The sequence below is a fragment of the Deinococcus budaensis genome, from assembly GCF_014201885.1.
GTDB classification, from domain to species: Bacteria; Deinococcota; Deinococci; order Deinococcales; family Deinococcaceae; genus Deinococcus; species Deinococcus budaensis.
In genome coordinates, this window is the sequence record NZ_JACHFN010000001.1 from 35793 (window position 1) to 52114 (window position 16322).

A 16322-nucleotide genomic window follows, 5' to 3' on the forward strand; every position below is an offset into this window, starting at 1 on the left:
GGGAGTTGCGCGCTTTCGTGCCCCGGATTCTGTGCTTTGCTGGCCCCATGACCCCCCGCGCCGCCGCGACCGCTCCCCCGGACCTCCGCGCCCTGTTCGAGGCCCAACAGGCCCACCGCCTGCGGATGGCGCAGACCGGGGCCGCCGAGCGGCAGGCCGTCTTGCGCCGCCTGCGCGCGGGCCTCCAGCGGCACCGCGCGCGCCTGGCCGGGGCGCTCGCGCTCGATCTGGGCAAGAGCCGCGCCGAGGCCGAGATCACCGAACTGCATCCGGTGGTGGCCGAACTCAACCACGCCCTCACCCATCTGCCGCGCTGGATGCGGCCCCGCACGGTGCCGACCCCCGCCACGCTGCTCGGCTCGCGCAGCCGGGTGGTGCCCGAGGCGCGCGGGGTCACGCTGATCCTCAGCCCCTGGAACTATCCGGTGAACCTCGCGCTCGTTCCCTTGATCGCCAGCCTCGCCGCCGGAAACACCGTGATCCTCAAGCCCAGCGAAAAGGCCCCGGCGACCGCGCGGGCGCTGCAAGAGTTGCTGGAGGAGGTCTTCGAGCCTCGCCTCGTCGCGGTGGTCGAGGGCGGCGCGGACGTGGCCGCCGCCCTGACCGCCCTGCCTTTCGACCACATCTTCTTCACCGGCAGCGGCGAGGTGGGGCGCCGGGTGATGGCCGCCGCCGCCCCCAACCTGACCCCGGTCACGCTGGAGCTGGGCGGCAAGAGTCCGGCCATCGTGGAGGCGAGCGCCGACCTGACCCTCGCCGCCGAGCGCGTCGGCTGGGGCAAGTTCCTGAACGCCGGGCAGACCTGCGTGGCGCCCGACTACGTGCTGGTGCCCCACGAGCAGCACGACCCCTTCGTGGAGCGGCTGGTCGGGGTGGTCGCGCGGCGTTTCAGCGACCCCGGCGCCTTCGGGCGGATGGTGGACGCCCGCAGCGTCGAGCGTCTGGAGCGCCTGACCCGCCAGAGCGTGGCGGCGGGCGCGCGGGTGGTTCTGGGCGGCGACTTCGATCCGGCCCGCCGCTTCGTCTCGCCCACGCTGGTGACCGGCGTCACGCCCGACATGCCGCTGATGCGAGAAGAACTGTTCGGCCCGGTGTTGCCGGTGCTGCGCTACGGCGAGCTGGAAGACGCGCTGGCGCTGGTGCGGCGGCTCGATACGCCGCTGGCCCTCTATGTCTTTACCCGTGACCCCGCCCAGGCCGAGCGGGTGCGCGCCGGGACCCGCAGCGGCGGCCTGATGGTCAACGGCACGGTGGTCCACCTCAGCAACCCCCACCTGCCTTTCGGCGGCAGCGGTCCCAGCGGCATGGGCAACTACCACGGCGAGTCGGGCTTCCGCACCTTCAGCCACGAGCGCGCGGTGATGCAGGAAGCGGCCCTTAGCCCCACCCGGCTGGGGTATCCACCCTACGGCCGCCCCGGCCCGCGCCTGAGCGCCTGGCTGCTGCGCCAGCTCGAGCGCACGCTGCCGTCAGGCTAGGTCAGCATTCCACCCGGCCCGGCGCAGGCCGCAGGAACGAGCGCAGCGGCGCCGTGACCCCCGGCGCGCGGAAGCCTGTCTCGTTCACCAGCCGCCCCCGCGCGTCGAACGTCCCGCGCAGCTCCAGCACCCGCCCGGCGAAGCCCGTCTGCCGCACGGTCACGCCGCCCAGCCGCCCGGCCCGGTCGTAGCTCTGCGTGACACGCAGCAGGTTGTCGGGAAAACGCTGCCCGTGGTCGAGGAAGCGCACCCGGCCCTGGGAGTCCACCCGGTAGCGCACCTCGCCGCGCACGCACACGCGCAACCCCGCCACGACCTTGGACGGCGGGGCGGGGCGGAGGGTGGGAACGGGCGGAAGGCTGGCGGCCCCGGCGGGGAGAGTCAGCGACAGGGCCAGGGCGGCGAGCAGGGAGCGCGGCATGCTGGGGTTACGGGGTCGGCGCCTGGAGGGTTGCCCGGCTCCCCCTCCCAGGCCCCGGGTTCAGGGCGTGAGGGGCGTCCCCTGCCGCCCCCGCAGCAGCCCCAGCACTTCGCGCGCCGAGTGCAGGATCGGCGTGCCCGGCCCGAAGATGCCCGCCACGCCCGCCGCGCGCAGCTCGGCGTAATCCTGCTGCGGAATCACGCCGCCCGCGACGACCAGAATGTCGTCCGCGCCCTGTTCCCGCAGCGCCTGGATCAGTTGCGGAATCAGGGTGCGGTGCCCGGCAGCCTGGCTGCTCACGCCGATCACGTGCACGTCGTTTTCCACCGCCTGCCGCGCGGCCTCCTCGGGCGTCTGGAACAGCGGACCCACGTCCACGTCGAAGCCCAGGTCGGCAAAGCCCGTGGCGATCACCTTCGCGCCCCGGTCGTGGCCGTCCTGGCCCATCTTCACGACCAGAATGCGCGGGCGGCGGCCCTCGGCCTCGGCGAAGGCCTCGATCTCGCCTTGCAGGGCCGCGAAGCCCTCGTCGTTTTCAAAGCCCTGCGCGTACACGCCCGACAGGGTGCGCACCTCGGCCTGGTGACGGCCCCAGACCCGTTCCAGCGCGTCACTGACCTCGCCCACGGTGGCGCGGGCGCGCATGGCCTCCACGCTGAGGGCCAGCAGGTTGCCCTCACCCGTGCGGGCAGCGTCCTCCAGCGCCTTTAATGCCGCCTCGGCGGCCGCGGGGTCCCGCTCCGCCTTCACCCGCGTCAGCCGATTGATCTGCGACTCGCGCACCGCGCCGTTGTCGATGTTCAGCACGTCCACATGGGTCTCAGCGGTCGGGCGGTACTTGTTCACGCCCACGATCACGTCCTCGCCCCGGTCGATGCGGGCCTGTTTGCGCGCCGCCGACTCCTCGATGCGCAGCTTGGGCACGCCGGATTCGATGGCCTTCGCCATGCCGCCCAGCTCCTCGACCTCGCGCATCAGCTCGCGGGCTTTCTCCGCGAGGTCATGGGTCAGCCGCTCCATCAGGTACGAGCCGCCCCAGGGGTCCACCACGCCCGGGATGCCCGTCTCCTCCTGAATCACCAGCTGCGTGTTGCGCGCGATGCGGGCCGAGAAGTCGGTGGGCAGGCCGATGGCCTCGTCAAAGGCGTTGGTGTGCAGGCTCTGGGTGCCGCCGAACACCGCCGCCATCGCCTCGACCGCCGTGCGAATCACGTTGTTGTAGGGGTCCTGCTCGGTCAGGCTCCAGCCGGAAGTCTGGCAGTGGGTCCGCAGGGCGCGGCTCATGGGGTTCTTCGGCCCAAATTGACCCATGATCTCGTCCCACAGCAGCCGGGCGGCACGCAGCTTGGCGACCTCGGTGTAGAAGTTCATCCCGATGGCGAAGAAAAAGGAGAGCCGGGGCGCGAACTCGTCCACGTCCAGCCCGGACTTCAGTGCCGCCCGCACGTACTCCAGCCCGTCCGCCAGCGTGTAGGCAAGTTCCAGCGCCGCGTTCGCCCCCGCCTCCTGAAGGTGGTAGCCGGAAATCGAGATCGAGTTGAACTTCGGCATCTCCCGCGCCGTGTACGCGATGATGTCGGCCACGATCCGCATAGACGGCGTGGGCGGGTAGATGTAGGTGTTGCGCACCATGAACTCTTTGAGGATGTCGTTCTGGATGGTGCCCGAAAGCTGCGCGCGGGGCACGCCCTGCTCCTCGCCCGCGACGATGAAGGCCGCCAGTACGGGGAGCACGGCGCCGTTCATCGTCATGGAGACCGACATCTCGTTCAGCGGAATGCCGTCGAAGAGGATTTTCATGTCTTCCACGGAATCAATCGCCACGCCCGCCTTGCCCACGTCGCCCACCACGCGCGGGTGGTCGGAGTCGTAGCCCCGGTGGGTGGCAAGGTCAAAGGCCACGCTGAGGCCCTTTTGCCCGGCGGCGAGGTTGCGGCGGTAAAAGGCGTTGGACTCCTCGGCGGTGGAAAAGCCCGCGTACTGCCGGATGGTCCAGGGCCGCGCGGCGTACATGGTGGCGCGCGGGCCGCGCGTGAAGGGCGGCAGGCCGGGCAGGGTGTCTACCCCTTCAGGCAGGTCGGCGCGGGTGTACAGCGCCTTGAGGGTCAGGCCCTCGGGGGTGGTGCGGTTCAGCGTCTCGGGATCGGCGCCGCGCAGGTCCTTTTGCGCCAGCGCCTTCCACGCGGAAAGGTCAGGGGCGGTGGGGTCGGGCAGGACGGTCATGGGGGTTCCTCCGTACAGCGCCATGATGCCACGGGCCACGCGCCCCGCGCCCACCGCCAGCGCCTCGGGCACCCTCCCCGGCGCCGATGCGGACTCCCCCTCTGGATGCCCCCGTTGTCTGTGCTGTTTTTTATATATGTGGAGACTGTTAAGCTAGGGGCGTGAATCCTCCTCCGGCTGCCGCTGCTCTCCCGGCCCGGCGCGTGAAACTCGCGCCCAGCCTGCTCGCCTGCGACTTCACCCGGCTCGGGGAAGAACTCGGGCAGGTTGCCGGGGCCGACTGGGCGCATGTGGACGTGATGGACGGTCTGTTCGTGCCCAACATCTCCTTCGGGCTGCCCATCCTGGCCGCCGCCCGGCGGGCGAGTGCGCTGTTCATGGACGTTCACCTGATGATCGAGCGGCCCGAGCGCTACCTGCGCGACTTTGCCGAGGCGGGCGCGGACGGCCTCACGGTCCACGTCGAGGCCACCGCGCACCTGCACCGCGCGGTCGGCATGATCCGCGAACTGGGCAAGCGCGCGGGCGTCACCCTCAACCCCGGCACGTCCTTGGAGACGCTGCGCCCGGTGCTGGCGGACGTGGACCTCGTGCTGGTGATGAGCGTGAATCCCGGCTTCGGCGGGCAGAAGTTCATTCCGCAGAGCCTGGAGCGCGTCCGCCTCCTGCGCGGCTGGCTGGACGAGCTGGGCAGCGCGGCCGAGCTTCAGGTGGACGGCGGGGTGACCCCGCACAATGCCCGCCTGCTGGCAGAGGCCGGGGCGACCAACCTCGTCGCGGGCAGCAGCGTGTTCGGCCCCGACGGGGCGGCGGCGGGCCTCGCGCGGCTGCGGGAGGCGCTGACATGAGGCTTCGGGTGGACCTGCTGCCCCACGGCAACTATCCCGACGTGGTGCTGGTGGTAGATGTGCTGCGCGCGACGACCACCGCCGTCACCTATCTGGAGCGCGGCGCCGACGCCCTGCTGCTCACCGTCACGCCCGAACTCGCCCTGTCGCTGCGTGCGGGGGCAGGCGGCGGGGACGCCGTGCTGCTGGGCGGCGAGCGCGGCGGGCTGCCCCTTCCCGGCTTCGACTTCGGCAACAGCCCGGCCGAGGCGGCCGACCAGAACTTCACCGGCAAGACCGTGGTGATGAACACCACCAACGGCACCGGGGCCGCGCACGTCGCCGCGCAGACCGGCAAACACGTGCTGCTGGCGGCCCTGATCAACGCGCACGCCGCCGCCCGCCGCGCCCGCGCGCTGGCGACCGAGGAGATCGCCATCGTCTGTGCTGGAACCGACGGCCGCGCCGGGCTGGAGGACGTGTACGCCGCCGGGGTGCTCGCCGAGTACCTGCTGGCGATGGGGGTCTTTACCGTCGACGACGGCGCCCGCATCGCCCTGACGATCCGCCGCAACGCCGGGAATCCCATCGAGGCCCTGGGCAGCAGCGGGCACGGCCAGCACCTCGCGCGCCTGGGCCTGGAAGGCGACGTGCGCCACGCCGCCCAGGTCAGCATCAGCCGGGTCGTGCCGGTCCTCGCCCCCGAGCAGGGCGTTCCCGGCGCCCTGAAGCCCGGCGCCCTGAAGTTCGTGGCGAGCTGAGCCGCGCCCGGCCCTCTCCTGCCCCTTGCCCAGCCGCCCGGCGCCCGGCGCCGCCCAGGCGTGGACACCGGCCAGGGTGACGGTGCGGGGGGAGCTTCACCCGTTACCCTGTCCTGCATGACCGTTGCCGACCTTGCCCTGCCCGCCGTGACGCCCACGGAGTCCATCGACTGGGCCAGCATTCCCAGCCCCGCTTTCGTGCTCGACGAGTCGCGGCTGCGGCGCAACCTCGCCCTGATCTCGCACGTTCAGCGGGAAAGCGGCGCGCAGATCATCGTGGCCTTCAAGGGCTACGCGATGTGGAGCACCTTCCCGGTCCTGCGCGAGTACGGCATCCGGGGCGCGACCGCCAGCAGCCTCAACGAGGCGATCCTGGCGAAAGAGGAGATGCAGGGCGAGGTCCACGTCTACGCGCCCGCCTATTCCGACGAGGACTTCCCCCGGATTCTCGAACTGGCCGACCACCTCGTCTTCAACTCGTTCTCCCAGTGGGAGCGCTTCCGGCCCCAGGTCGAGGCCGCCCGCGCCGCCGGGAGGGCGCTGCACGTCGGCCTGCGCGTGAACCCCGAATACGCCGAGGTGGAAACCGACCTCTACAACCCCGCCGGGCCGTTCTCGCGGCTGGGCGTGACGCGGCGCGAGTTCCGGCCTGAGCTGCTGGACGGCATCGACGGCCTGCACTTCCATACCCTCTGCGAGAAGGATTCCGACACGCTGGAGCGCACGCTGGAGGTCCTCGAGCGCTCCTTCGGGGAGTTTCTGCCGCGCATGAGCTGGGTCAACTTCGGTGGCGGCCACCTGATGACCCGCGAGGGCTACGACGTCGAGCGGCTGGTCCGCGTGGTGCGGGCCTTCCGCGAGAAATGGGGCGTCCACGTGATCCTGGAACCTGGCAGCGCCTTTGGCTGGCAGACCGGCTGGCTGGTCAGTAGCGTGCTCGACGTGGTCCACAACGTCAAGGACGCCGCGCTGCTCGACGTGTCGGTCAGCGCGCACATGCCCGACGTGCTGGAGATGCCCTACCGCCCGCGCATCCTGGGGGCGCGCGACCCCGGCGAGGGCGAGCACACCCACCGCGAGGCGAACGACTACGCCCCCGGCGACCACCCCTACCTGATCGGCGGCACGACCTGCCTCGCCGGGGACGTGGTGGGCGAGTACGTCTTCGACCAGCCGCTGAAGCCTGGCGACCGGGTGGTCTTCGACGACATGATCCACTACACCATGGTCAAGACGACCTTTTTCAACGGGGTCAAGCACCCCGACATCGGCATCCTGCGCCCGGACGGCCGCTACGAGCGCGTGAAGACCTTCGGCTACGAGGAATTCAAGGCCAAGCTGAGCTGAGCGCTGGGCACGGCCCCCGTCACTCCTGAAAGGAGGCGCGGGCGGACGGGGGCTGCTTGCCATCGATATCGGTAAATCCGTACTCCTGCGCGAGTTCCGCTGCCACCAGGGTCTGCCCCGAGCGCTCCAGCACGCCCGGATCGGCGGCGAGGTGGGCAACGGCCCGGCCCAGGAACTGCGGAGATTCCGAGCTGGAAAGGTCGAAGGTGCCCTCGGGGGCCAGCAGCACGCCCTCGGTTCGGACCAGACCGGGGTAGAGCGAGACGGCGCTCACCCCCTGCGGGCGAAAGTGGTTGGCGAACGCCTGGACCATGCGGTCGTCGGCATTCTTGGCAAGGAAGTAGGGAATGTTCTCGGTGTCCCGGTGCCGCTGCCCTGCGAAGAAGCTGATGTTCACGGTCAGTCCCCCAGCTGCGATCAGCAGTGGGGCCGCGAGCGCGGTGGTGATGTAGTGCGCCCGCACCCCCGCCCCGAACATCTCATCCCACAGCGAGAGCGGCTGTTCCCAGAAAGGAGCGTTCCACGTCTGCCCCCGCTCGTCCCAGAGGTGCAGGCCCTCGTAGCCTCCCCAGACGTTGTTCACGAGCAAGTCGAGGTGGCCACGCTCCTGCGCGATCCGCTCCAGCACCGCCCGGGTCTGGGCATCGTCGCGGTGATCGCACTGGAGGGGAACGCCCAGTCCGCCCAGCGCCGTCACGTCCGCCGCCGTCTCTTCCAGGCTGCCCGCCAGGAAGGGCATTCCGGGGTGCCGCCCGCTGAGAGTGCGGCCCGTCACGTACACCGTCGCCCCGGCCTCGCCCAGCCCGAGGGCGACCCCGCGCCCGACGCCCCGGCTGGCCCCCGTCACCAGAGTGACCTTTCCGCGCAGGTCTGGCAGGTTTTGAAAGGCTGTTGGCATGAAGCCTCCTTTCCAGCTTCAGCCTAGCGGTTTAAGTTTGCGGGGCAGGCAGACCGCGCAGCGCCCCCGGGACCACTTCGGGCCGGGGGCGCGCCGCGCTGCTGGAATCCTGTCTGGGAGAAGGGGCGGAGGAGGGTGCGCGGCGGGGGCGGGACTCACCGCCCACCCGCGCGCCGATTGAAACCCGGGGTCCGGAAGGCGTCCGGAGCGCGGGAGAAAACAGGCCGGGGGTGGGGAGGGGAGAGCAGCGGTCCTGCCAGTCACCCCCGGCGCCGGAGAGGCTTACTTGCGGGACACCTTGACGGCGCCGTTCACGGTGCGGAGGGTGCCGCCCTCGAAGTCGGCGGCCCAGCCCCCGTTCAGGAGGTACTGGTCGCGGGTGGGAAAGCCCAGAAAGGAGCCGCTGCCGCCCAGGCCCTGGTAGGTCTTCAGGACGTTCCCGGTGAGCCAGAAGGTGCCGTATTTCTCGGTGCCGTACAGGGCGCCGTTCTGGAAAAAGCCGTACAGGCCGCTGGTGCCGTAGCTGTTGCGCGGGATGACCTTCTCGTCGCCCGCCGCCCAGCCCAGGCGCGAGGGCGGGCGGGTGCCGCCGTTTTCGGCCTGCGCGAGCGCGAGGTAGCGCTCCAGCAGGCGCCCGTGAACCGCGTACGCGCGGCTGGAGCCGTTCGCGTGCAGCAGCACGGCGTCGCCGTAGGCCGCCACCCCCCGGAACTTCTGCCACAGGCCGTCGCTCCAGCCTTGCGCGTAGCTGGTCGCCGCGCCCAGCGACTCGTCGCCCTTGAGACGGCTGTAGGCGTCCACCATCGCCGCGTCAAAGGAGCCGTCCCCCTTCTCGCCGGGCTGGATGCGGGTGACGGGCTGCTCGGGAGCGGGTTCGCTGGGGGCGGGCGGGTCGGGCGTCACGGTCACGGTGCCGGTGGCGCCGCCCTGGGCGGGAGGCCGCTGCGCCACGTTGCCCACCCGGAAGGTCGCCACGTCGGTCACCCAGCCGTCGGCGGGCAGCGGGTTCAGCACCACGCTCAGGGCGCGGGCGAGGTTCTCCTGGCCCTGCACCTTTACCTCCGCGAAGCCCTGGCCACCGGCGAAGGTGGCGATGTCGTCGATGTTCAGCTCACGGGTGCTGGCGAGCGCCAGCAGCTTGTCCTGGCCATTGGGGCCGCCGACCGTGAGCGTGTAACTGGCATTCCGGGCCGGAAAGACCCGGGTCGCGCCCGCCTGCACGAAGTTGCTCTCCTCATAGGTGTTGGGAAAGAACAGGTCGATCTGCCCGTTGGCGTTGACGTTGAAGAGGTACACGTAGGCGTCCCGGTTGGTCTTGAGGCCCACGCTGATCTGCTCGCCCTTGCGGTAGACCGGGTTGCCGCGCCCGCTGGCGTCCTTGTTGACCCAGACCTGCACGTCCAGCTGCGGCTGACTGGGGTTCACGATGATGCTCTGGGCCGTGATTCTGGCCGGTCCGGCATGGGCGGCGGTGGCAGCGCTCAGGCCGAGCAGGGCCGTGATGGTCAGCATTCCCTTCAGGTTCGTGTGCATGTGGCGCCTCCTGTGATGGGCGGCAGCCTAGGGGGCGAAGCTGACGAAGCACTGACAGCGGCCCGGGAAAAAACCCGTGCTGCGCGAGCATGAACGTCTGCTCAAGCTGGGCGCGGCCGGGTGCGGACCGAGTGAGCCGGGGCTGACGGGCAAATGACCGCCCGCCTTCCCCCGCCCGCCCCACCGCTTTCCCTTACCCTGGACGCATGAAGTGGCGGCCTCCCCGGGCGCGGATGGCGCTGGCCCTGCTGGGGCTGGCCGCCCTGACGCCTGCCGGGGGCCGCGCCGCCCCTGCCCCCTGGCCGGGCGACCCCTGGCCGGGCAGTCCCGCCCTGATCCGGCTGTACCTGCTGCCCGCAGGCCGCGCCGACGGCGAGCGGCTGGCCCGTGACCTGGCCCTGCGCCCCGAGCAGGTCGCCGAGCTGCGCGAGCTGGCCCGGACCGAGGCCGCTGCCGGGCAGGCCGGGCGCCAGGTGATCGGCCGCGCCGAGGCCGCGCGGTTCAATGCCGAACTGGCCGCCCTGCGCGCCGAAAAAGACCGCCGGGTGCGCGCCGCGCTGGGGGAGCAGTACCCGGCCTTCCGCGCGTGGCTGAGCGGCTGGTGGGCCGAGCAGGTGAGCGCCGCGCGGCAGCGGGTCCGCTGAGGTCCCGCCCGCCCTTACAGTCTGCCCGCCGCCCACAGCGCCAGCGGCCCCAGCAGCAGCGCGGGCAGCAGGCTGCCGACCCGCACCCGGCGGTCTTCCCAGCCCAGGCCCGCCAGCATCAGGTTCCACGAGATGCCCACGATAATCAGTCCGCCCATGCCGGTGATCAGCAGGACGTAGGGATCGGTCTTGAGGACCCCCGGGTCGGCCCCCCCCAGCAGCCCCGCCGCAAAGGCCCCCGCCGCCAGACTGATGCCCCCCTGAAGCAGCAGCACCGTCAGCGCGCTGAAGCCCACGCCGATCCCGTAGGCTCCCGCCAGCGCCAGCGCCGCGATGCCGTCGAGCGTGCTCTTGAGGACGTAGGTCGAGTTGTCGCCGGTCAGGCCGTTTTGCAGCCCGCCCACCACCGTCATCGGCCCGATGCAAAACAGCAGGCTGGCCGCCACGAAGCCCTCCGTGAAGCGGCCCCCGCCCCGGAAGCGCCGCTTGAGGGTGTCGCCCAGCCGGGAGAGGCCCTCCTCGATGCCCAGCGCCTCCCCGACCACCGCCCCCAGGGCCAGGCTGATCAGCGCCAGCAGAACGCCGGGAATGCTGCCGCCCGTGACCCGGTTCAAGCTCCCGGCCATGTCCAGCGCGATAAACAGCGTGACCAGCGACAGGGTTTGCAGCAGGGTGCGCTGGGTGCGTTCGGGCAGCCGCCCGCCCAGCAGCAGGCCCAGCACGGTGCCGGCGAGGACGGCGGCGACATTGATCAGCGTGCCGGACAGCGAGCTAAGCGGACTCATCGGCGCCCAGCCTAGAGCATGGGTTGCCCCCCTGCCGGGTCAGGCCACGGGAGGTCGGGGCGGCGGCGGCCCGGCGGGTGTACCCCCTGAGCGCACCTTTAGCCTTGACCGGCGGCTGACCGCCTGCGTGGTAGCCTCCCCTCAAGTTGACCGGTCTGACTGCGCGCCCGCTGCCTCTGCCGCCCTGCGGCGGGGGAGACAGCGGGCGCGCGGCGGGCCGGGACACCATTCAGAACGTCGTCGGGGTTGCTTGCGGGCAGCCCCGCCTGCTTTTTGGGAGGTTCCCCTTGACACTCACCGAACAGTTCCAGACGCTGCCCAAGCTCCTGAAAGTCCGCGAGGTCGCCGACTTCACCGGCACCCACGAACGCACCGTGCGCCGCTGGATCCGTGACGGCCGCCTCGGCGCGGTCGAACACCCCAGCGGGCTGCGGGTGCCCCGGCGTTCGCTGTGGCGCTTCCTGGGTCTGGACTTCGGCCTGAGCGCCTGACCCTGGGCGGCGAGAACGCTCCGGCGCTGGAACGAACGGTCTCCGCAGGGCCGCTATGCTGGTCGTCATGCAGGCCGCTTCCGGGACCCTTCAGCGCGCCCCCTTCCGCTGGCCCGGCCTGGGCGCCATTCGGGCGGGGCCGGTCCGGCTTGGCCCTGGTCCGGGGAACGGCAAAAAGCGCTGGTGGGTCGCTGACCCGCTGCGCGGGCTGGGGCACCCGGAGCACCCCCGCGCCTCGTTGATGCCGGAGCCAGGCGGGCACGGCGAGCGGCCCTGGGCTGACCAGCTTGCCGGCGAGTTGGGGGCTTCCAGGGGGTACGTGGGGAGCCGCCCGTGACCCTGGCCGCCGTCCACGCGGCGCTGGAAGGCGGGGACGATCCAGGCGCCCTGGCCGCGCTGCACGCCTTGACCTCCCCCGTCCCCGCCGGGGCCGCCGCCCTCGCGCTCCACCTGGGTTGCCCCCGGCTGGCCGCGCGCTGGGCGGGTGAGACGGGAGACTCCCTCACCCTCGCCGCCGCGCAGTTGCGGCTGGGGGCGTCCGCTCAGGCGCTCGCCACGCTGGAGGCGCAGCCCGGCACGGCGCGGCCTGCGCTGCTGCGTGCCCGCGCCGGGTGGCAGCTGCGCTCGCCCCAGGCCCCCGACCTCGCCCACCACGCCCGCACCCTGGCCCGCCAGCAGGGAGACGCCGGGGCGCTGGTGGCCGCCGCGACCCTGCTGGGCGAAATGCTGCTGCCCGGGGACGCCCGCGCCGCCCTGCGCGCCCTGGCCGAGGGCCTCAAGGTGGCCGAGCTGACGGCTCAGGCTGCCGACGCGCACCTGCTGGCGGTGCTGGCCCACGCGCAGGCCGCGCTGGGGAGCCGCCCGAAAGCCGCCCGCACCGCCGAAAAGGCCATGGACCGCAGCCCCCCGCGCAGCCCTGCCCGCGTGCTGGCCCTGCTGGCGCTGGAGCGGCGCGCGGAGGCCAGGGCCGAGGCGGCGGCGGGGGAACTCGCGGCCGTCTGGTGGCGGGACCTGGCAGGGCCAGCAGCGCCTGTGAGGCACGGCCCCTGAGCCGCCGCTCAGACCACCATGCCCTCGCCGCAGCGTTTGCAAAAACGGGCGTCGGGGTCGTGGCCCTCCAGGCCGCAGCGGGGGCAGCTGCGCTCGCGCTGGCGCCGGTCCTGCGCGCGGGCCAGGCTGACGGTCACGATGCCGGTGGGCACCGCCAGGATGCCGTACCCCAGGATCATGGCGAAGGAGGCCAGCCCCTTGCCCAGCGGCGTTTTCGGCGCGATGTCGCCGTACCCCACGGTGGTCAGCGTCACGATGGCCCAGTAGATGCTGGTCGGGATGCTGGTGTAGCCGTTGTCCGGCCCCTCGATCAGGTACATCAGCGCCCCGATGATGGTCACCAGGGACAACACGGCGGCCAGAAACACCGTGATCTTGGCGGCGCTGGCGCGAATGGCCTCGGTCAGCACGCTGGCTTCCGTGAGGTAGCGCGCGAGCTTGAGAATCCGGAAAATCCGCATCAGCCGCAGCACGCGCACGATCAAGAGGGCCTCGGCGCCCGGCAGCAGCAGCGCCAGATACCCCGGCAGAATCGACAGCACGTCCACGATGCCGAAGAAACTGAGGGCGTAGTGCGAGGCGCGGCGGGCCGAGATCAGCCGCAGCAGGTATTCCAGCGTGAACAGCAGGGTCAGCACCAGCTCGGCGCGGTCGAGGGCCGCCCCGTACACCGCCTGAAAGGGGCGCACGCTGTCGAGCATGACCACCAGGATGCTGGCGACGATCAAAACGATCAGCAGCAGGTCGAAGGCCCGCCCGGCAGGGGTGTCGTTGTTGAAGATGATGTTGCCCAGGGTGACCCGCCAGGGTGCCCGCGTGTCGCGCCGCATGCCGGGGAGTCTAGCGGAGGCCGCTCGCCGCCCACGCCTGAGCAAAGGGCACGTAGGGCGGCGGCCAGATAAAGGCTGTCACCCCGTGACCACGTCCAGCCGCCGCAGGCCCCGGATCACGAAGCCGCCGATGTACTCGGGATCACGGCCGGGGTCCTGCAACCTCAGGTCCGGACAGGCCCGCGCCAGCGCCCGCAGGCTCAGGGCAAGTTCCAGCCGCGCCAGCGGAGCGCCCAGGCAGTAGTGGGTGCCCAGCCCGAAGGTGAGGTGCGGGTTGGGGTCGCGCGTCAGGTCCAGCCGGTCGGGGTCGGCGAAGCGCCGGGCGTCGCGGTTGCCGCTGGCGTACAGCAGCCCCACCTTCTCGCCGGGGCGCAGGGGGTGGCCGTGCAGCTCCAGCCCCTCCAGCACGTAGCGCTCGAAGAGGGGCAGCGGCGTGTCGAAGCGCAGCAGTTCCTCGGCGGCGGTGCGGAAAAGGGGCAAGCTGTCCGGGGTTCCGGCGGCCTGCACCAGCGCCCTCCAGTGGTCTCGCTCCCGCAGCAAGGCCAGCACCCCCGCCGCCAGCCCGTTCACGCTGGCCTCGTGCCCGGCGTTGAGCAGCAGGATGCAGGTGTCGATCAGCTCGGCTTCGCTCAGGCGGTCGCCCCCCTGCTCGGCCCCCACCAGCGCGGTGATCAGGTCGTCTTCCGGCTGCCGCCGCCGCGCCCGCGCGAGGTCGCGCAGCAGGGCGCTGAAGTCCAGCACCGCCCGCTCGGCTTCCGACTGCTCCTGCGCGGTGTAGCCCGGCTCGTACAGCCGCACGATCGCCGCCGACCAGGGCCGCAGCCTCCCGCGCTCCTCCGGCGGCACGCCCAGCAGCTCCGCGATCACCGTGACGGGCAGCGGCTCGGCATAGTCGGCCACCAGGTCGAAGGCCCCCGCCGCCCCCAGCCCCGCGAGCTGCGCGGCCAGGATCGCCTCGATGCGCCCCGCCAGCGCCTCCACCCGCCGGGGCGTGAAGGCCAGCCCCACCAGCGAGCGCAGCCGGGTGTGCTTGGGCGGCTCGGAGTCCAGCAGGTGGTTGCCGTTGAAGGCGTCGAAGTGCGCCTGCCGGGGGTCGGGCGGCGGCCACCCCAGCTCGTCGCGCGCGAAGCGGTGCAAGACGCTGCGCCCGAAGCGGCGGTCGCGCAGCAGGGCCGCGATGTCCGCGTGCCGGGTGAGAAAGACCCGTCCCAGCGCCGGGTCGAAAAAGGCGGGCGTCTCCTCGCGCAGCCGGGCCAGCAGGGAATAGGGATCGCGGACGAACGCCGGGTCGCCCAGCGGCAGCGTGAATTCGGGCAGGGGCATGGCTCCAGGCTAGAACACGCGGGCCGGAGGCCGAGGGGGCTTTACAGGAACTGCTGGACCGCCACCCGCTCCGGCGCGTGGGGGTCCTCGGGGGCCGGGTCGGGCGCGGGGAGGGGCGTCGGCGGGTCCGCGTCCAGGGTCGTGGCCGTCTCGTGGACGATCCCGGCCGCCGGGCCGTTCGCGGGCGGCTCGCCGGGCAGCAGTTCGTCCCCGGTGGCGAGGTGGCGGGCGCTGAGTTCCATAAAGGATGCCATCAGCGCCCGGTACTGGCTGACGAACTGGGCGTACTCGGTCCGCACGGCGCTCAGGCGCCCGCTGAGGTCGGCGTGGCGCTCGCTGTAGGCGCGCTCCAGGTACACGCTGCGCTCGGCGTGGGCGCGGTCGCGCTCCAGCGTGAGCTGGTGGTGCTCGCGCTCCAGCTCGGCAAAGCGGGTCCGGAACTCGGCCTCCAGCTCCTGGGTGCGGACCCGGTGGGCGGCCTCCTGCTCCCCGGCGCGGGCCTCGGCGGCGCGCAGCAGGTCGTCGCACTGGGTCTGGGCCTGCGCCAGCATCAGCTCGCACTGGCGGGCCGAGTTCTCGCGCAGGTCGTGGCCGATGCGCTCGGCGGCGACCACCGCGCGGCGAATCTCGTCTTCGGACTGGCGGCGGTCTTCCAGCTCGCGTTCCAGGGTGCCCACCCGTTCGCGCAGGGCCTGACGCTCGTGCAGCAGGGCTTCAAGCTGATCGGCCACCTGCCCCAGAAAGGCGCGCACGCCGCCCCGGTCGTAGCCCAGCGCCCGCCCGCGAAACTGCTGGTGCCCGATGTCGAGGGGGCTGAGGGGAGGCCGGGCGCTGGAGGACGGGACGGACAGCGAAAAGGCGTCCTGAGGCGTGGGCTGCTCGCTGCCGAACGGCCCGCTGATGGAGTTCTGGCTCATGTAAAAAGGCTCCTTCCGACGCGCACCAGGGTGGCGCCCGCGTGAATGGCGAGCGGATAGTCCCCGCTCATGCCCATGCTGAGTTCCGGCAGGCCGAGGTCGTGGCCGCGCCGCGCCGTGTCGGCAAAGACGCGCCGGGCCTGGTCCTCGGCGCCTTCCGGGGCCATCACCATCAGGCCCCGCACCGTCAGGCCGGTCTGTACCACCTCCGCGTGGACGCGGTGCAGGCTCTCTGGGGGAATGCCGTGTTTCTGGGCCTCGCCGTTGTGCACCTGTAGCAGCACGTCCGGCGCGTGGCCCCACTTCGCCCCGGCGTCCGCGATGGCCTGGGCCTGCCGCACGTCCTCCAGCGCGTGAACCAGCGCCACCGGCCGCAGGTACTTGACCTTGTTGAGTTGCAGCGGCCCGACGTAGTGCCACTCCAGAGACGTTCCGTCCGGAGCGGTCAGCCTGGCCTCCTGCGCGGCGGCGGCCTTGTCGCGCAGCTCCTGCGCGCGGCCCTCGCCCAGCGGGAAGCCCCCCGGCTGAAGGTGGGCGTGGACCAGCACCCGCTCGCGGACCTGCTCCAGGGGTTGCCCCTTGGTCACGGCGACCAGCCGCACGCTGCCTGCGCGGCGGCCCGCCTGCGCCTCGGCCGCGCGGATGCCCGCCAACACCTCGGGCAGGCTCATCGGACCTGGGGCGCCGGAACGGGGGAAGCGACCGGCCTTGAGCGTCGGCTCATGTCCGGCCTTGCGGATTGCTGGTTCACGCCGGGCATTGTGCCCTCTGGAGCCGTCCGGCTCAAGTGCGGC

General features: G+C 72.0%; 16 protein-coding genes. 7 read left to right on the forward strand and 9 right to left on the reverse strand.

The features are described from left to right. The first annotated feature begins 47 nt into the window (after positions 1–47). Positions 48–1478, forward strand: coding sequence for an aldehyde dehydrogenase family protein (locus HNQ09_RS00205; RefSeq protein WP_184023876.1), 1431 nt, complete (start codon positions 48–50; stop codon positions 1476–1478). Between the two features lies 1 nt (position 1479). On the opposite strand, the gene HNQ09_RS00210 is transcribed toward HNQ09_RS00205, so the two are convergent. Together HNQ09_RS00210 and scpA are read right to left on the reverse strand one after the other, a co-directional pair. Further along, positions 1480–1899, reverse strand: coding sequence for a hypothetical protein (locus HNQ09_RS00210; protein ID WP_184023879.1), 420 nt, complete (start codon positions 1897–1899; stop codon positions 1480–1482). Positions 1900–1959: 60 nt separating this feature from the next. Then, a complete protein-coding gene (gene scpA, locus HNQ09_RS00215) occupies positions 1960–4122 on the reverse strand; it encodes a methylmalonyl-CoA mutase (RefSeq protein ID WP_184023882.1) in 2163 nt (720 codons plus the stop codon). Positions 4123–4283: 161 nt separating this feature from the next. Here scpA and rpe point away from each other — a divergent pair, with 161 nt between their 5' ends. From rpe to nspC, 3 genes are all read left to right on the forward strand, one after another. Then, positions 4284–4970: a ribulose-phosphate 3-epimerase gene (gene rpe, locus HNQ09_RS00220; protein WP_343057541.1), complete on the forward strand. Its 687-nt coding sequence runs from the start codon at positions 4284–4286 to the stop codon at positions 4968–4970. Next, complete coding sequence (locus tag HNQ09_RS00225; RefSeq protein WP_184023885.1) at positions 4967–5710, forward strand: 2-phosphosulfolactate phosphatase; 744 nt, start codon at positions 4967–4969, stop codon at positions 5708–5710. Before rpe ends, HNQ09_RS00225 begins: the two co-directional genes overlap by 4 nt. A gap of 117 nt (positions 5711–5827) precedes the next feature. Then, the gene (gene nspC, locus HNQ09_RS00230) at positions 5828–7057 is read left to right on the forward strand and encodes a carboxynorspermidine decarboxylase (RefSeq protein ID WP_184023888.1); all 1230 of its coding nucleotides are present in this window, start codon (positions 5828–5830) and stop codon (positions 7055–7057) included. A gap of 19 nt (positions 7058–7076) precedes the next feature. Here the strand turns inward: nspC and HNQ09_RS00235 are convergent, their stop codons facing one another. Together HNQ09_RS00235 and HNQ09_RS00240 are read right to left on the reverse strand one after the other, a co-directional pair. Then, positions 7077–7955, reverse strand: coding sequence for an SDR family NAD(P)-dependent oxidoreductase (locus tag HNQ09_RS00235; RefSeq protein ID WP_246363041.1), 879 nt, complete (start codon positions 7953–7955; stop codon positions 7077–7079). Between the two features lie 282 nt (positions 7956–8237). Continuing rightward, a complete protein-coding gene (locus tag HNQ09_RS00240; RefSeq protein ID WP_184023891.1) occupies positions 8238–9488 on the reverse strand; it encodes a DUF4384 domain-containing protein in 1251 nt (416 codons plus the stop codon). Positions 9489–9694: 206 nt separating this feature from the next. On the opposite strand from HNQ09_RS00240, the gene HNQ09_RS00245 reads away from it, so the two are divergent. Then, positions 9695–10132, forward strand: coding sequence for a hypothetical protein (locus HNQ09_RS00245; RefSeq protein ID WP_184023894.1), 438 nt, complete (start codon positions 9695–9697; stop codon positions 10130–10132). Positions 10133–10146: 14 nt separating this feature from the next. Here the strand turns inward: HNQ09_RS00245 and HNQ09_RS00250 are convergent, their stop codons facing one another. Beyond that, positions 10147–10917: a DUF554 domain-containing protein gene (locus tag HNQ09_RS00250; RefSeq protein WP_184023897.1), complete on the reverse strand. Its 771-nt coding sequence runs from the start codon at positions 10915–10917 to the stop codon at positions 10147–10149. A gap of 287 nt (positions 10918–11204) precedes the next feature. Here HNQ09_RS00250 and HNQ09_RS00255 point away from each other — a divergent pair, with 287 nt between their 5' ends. Both HNQ09_RS00255 and HNQ09_RS00260 read left to right on the forward strand, forming a co-directional pair. Continuing rightward, positions 11205–11408, forward strand: coding sequence for a helix-turn-helix domain-containing protein (locus HNQ09_RS00255; protein ID WP_034359803.1), 204 nt, complete (start codon positions 11205–11207; stop codon positions 11406–11408). A gap of 333 nt (positions 11409–11741) precedes the next feature. Then, positions 11742–12458, forward strand: a complete 717-nt coding sequence (locus HNQ09_RS00260; RefSeq protein ID WP_343057542.1) for a hypothetical protein — start codon at positions 11742–11744, stop codon at positions 12456–12458. An 8-nt stretch (positions 12459–12466) separates the two neighbouring features. On the opposite strand, the gene HNQ09_RS00265 is transcribed toward HNQ09_RS00260, so the two are convergent. From HNQ09_RS00265 to HNQ09_RS00280, 4 genes are all read right to left on the reverse strand, one after another. Further along, a complete protein-coding gene (locus HNQ09_RS00265; protein WP_184023900.1) occupies positions 12467–13288 on the reverse strand; it encodes an ion transporter in 822 nt (273 codons plus the stop codon). 78 nt (positions 13289–13366) lie between these two features. Continuing rightward, positions 13367–14611 (reverse strand): cytochrome P450, encoded by a 1245-nt coding sequence (locus tag HNQ09_RS00270; RefSeq protein ID WP_184023910.1) that lies wholly within the window; start codon positions 14609–14611, stop codon positions 13367–13369. A gap of 41 nt (positions 14612–14652) precedes the next feature. Continuing rightward, positions 14653–15528 (reverse strand): DivIVA domain-containing protein, encoded by an 876-nt coding sequence (locus HNQ09_RS00275; RefSeq protein WP_184023912.1) that lies wholly within the window; start codon positions 15526–15528, stop codon positions 14653–14655. Beyond that, positions 15525–16199, reverse strand: a complete 675-nt coding sequence (locus tag HNQ09_RS00280; RefSeq protein WP_184023914.1) for a YggS family pyridoxal phosphate enzyme — start codon at positions 16197–16199, stop codon at positions 15525–15527. The genes HNQ09_RS00275 and HNQ09_RS00280 overlap by 4 nt, the downstream gene beginning before the upstream one ends. Positions 16200–16322 lie beyond the last annotated feature (123 nt).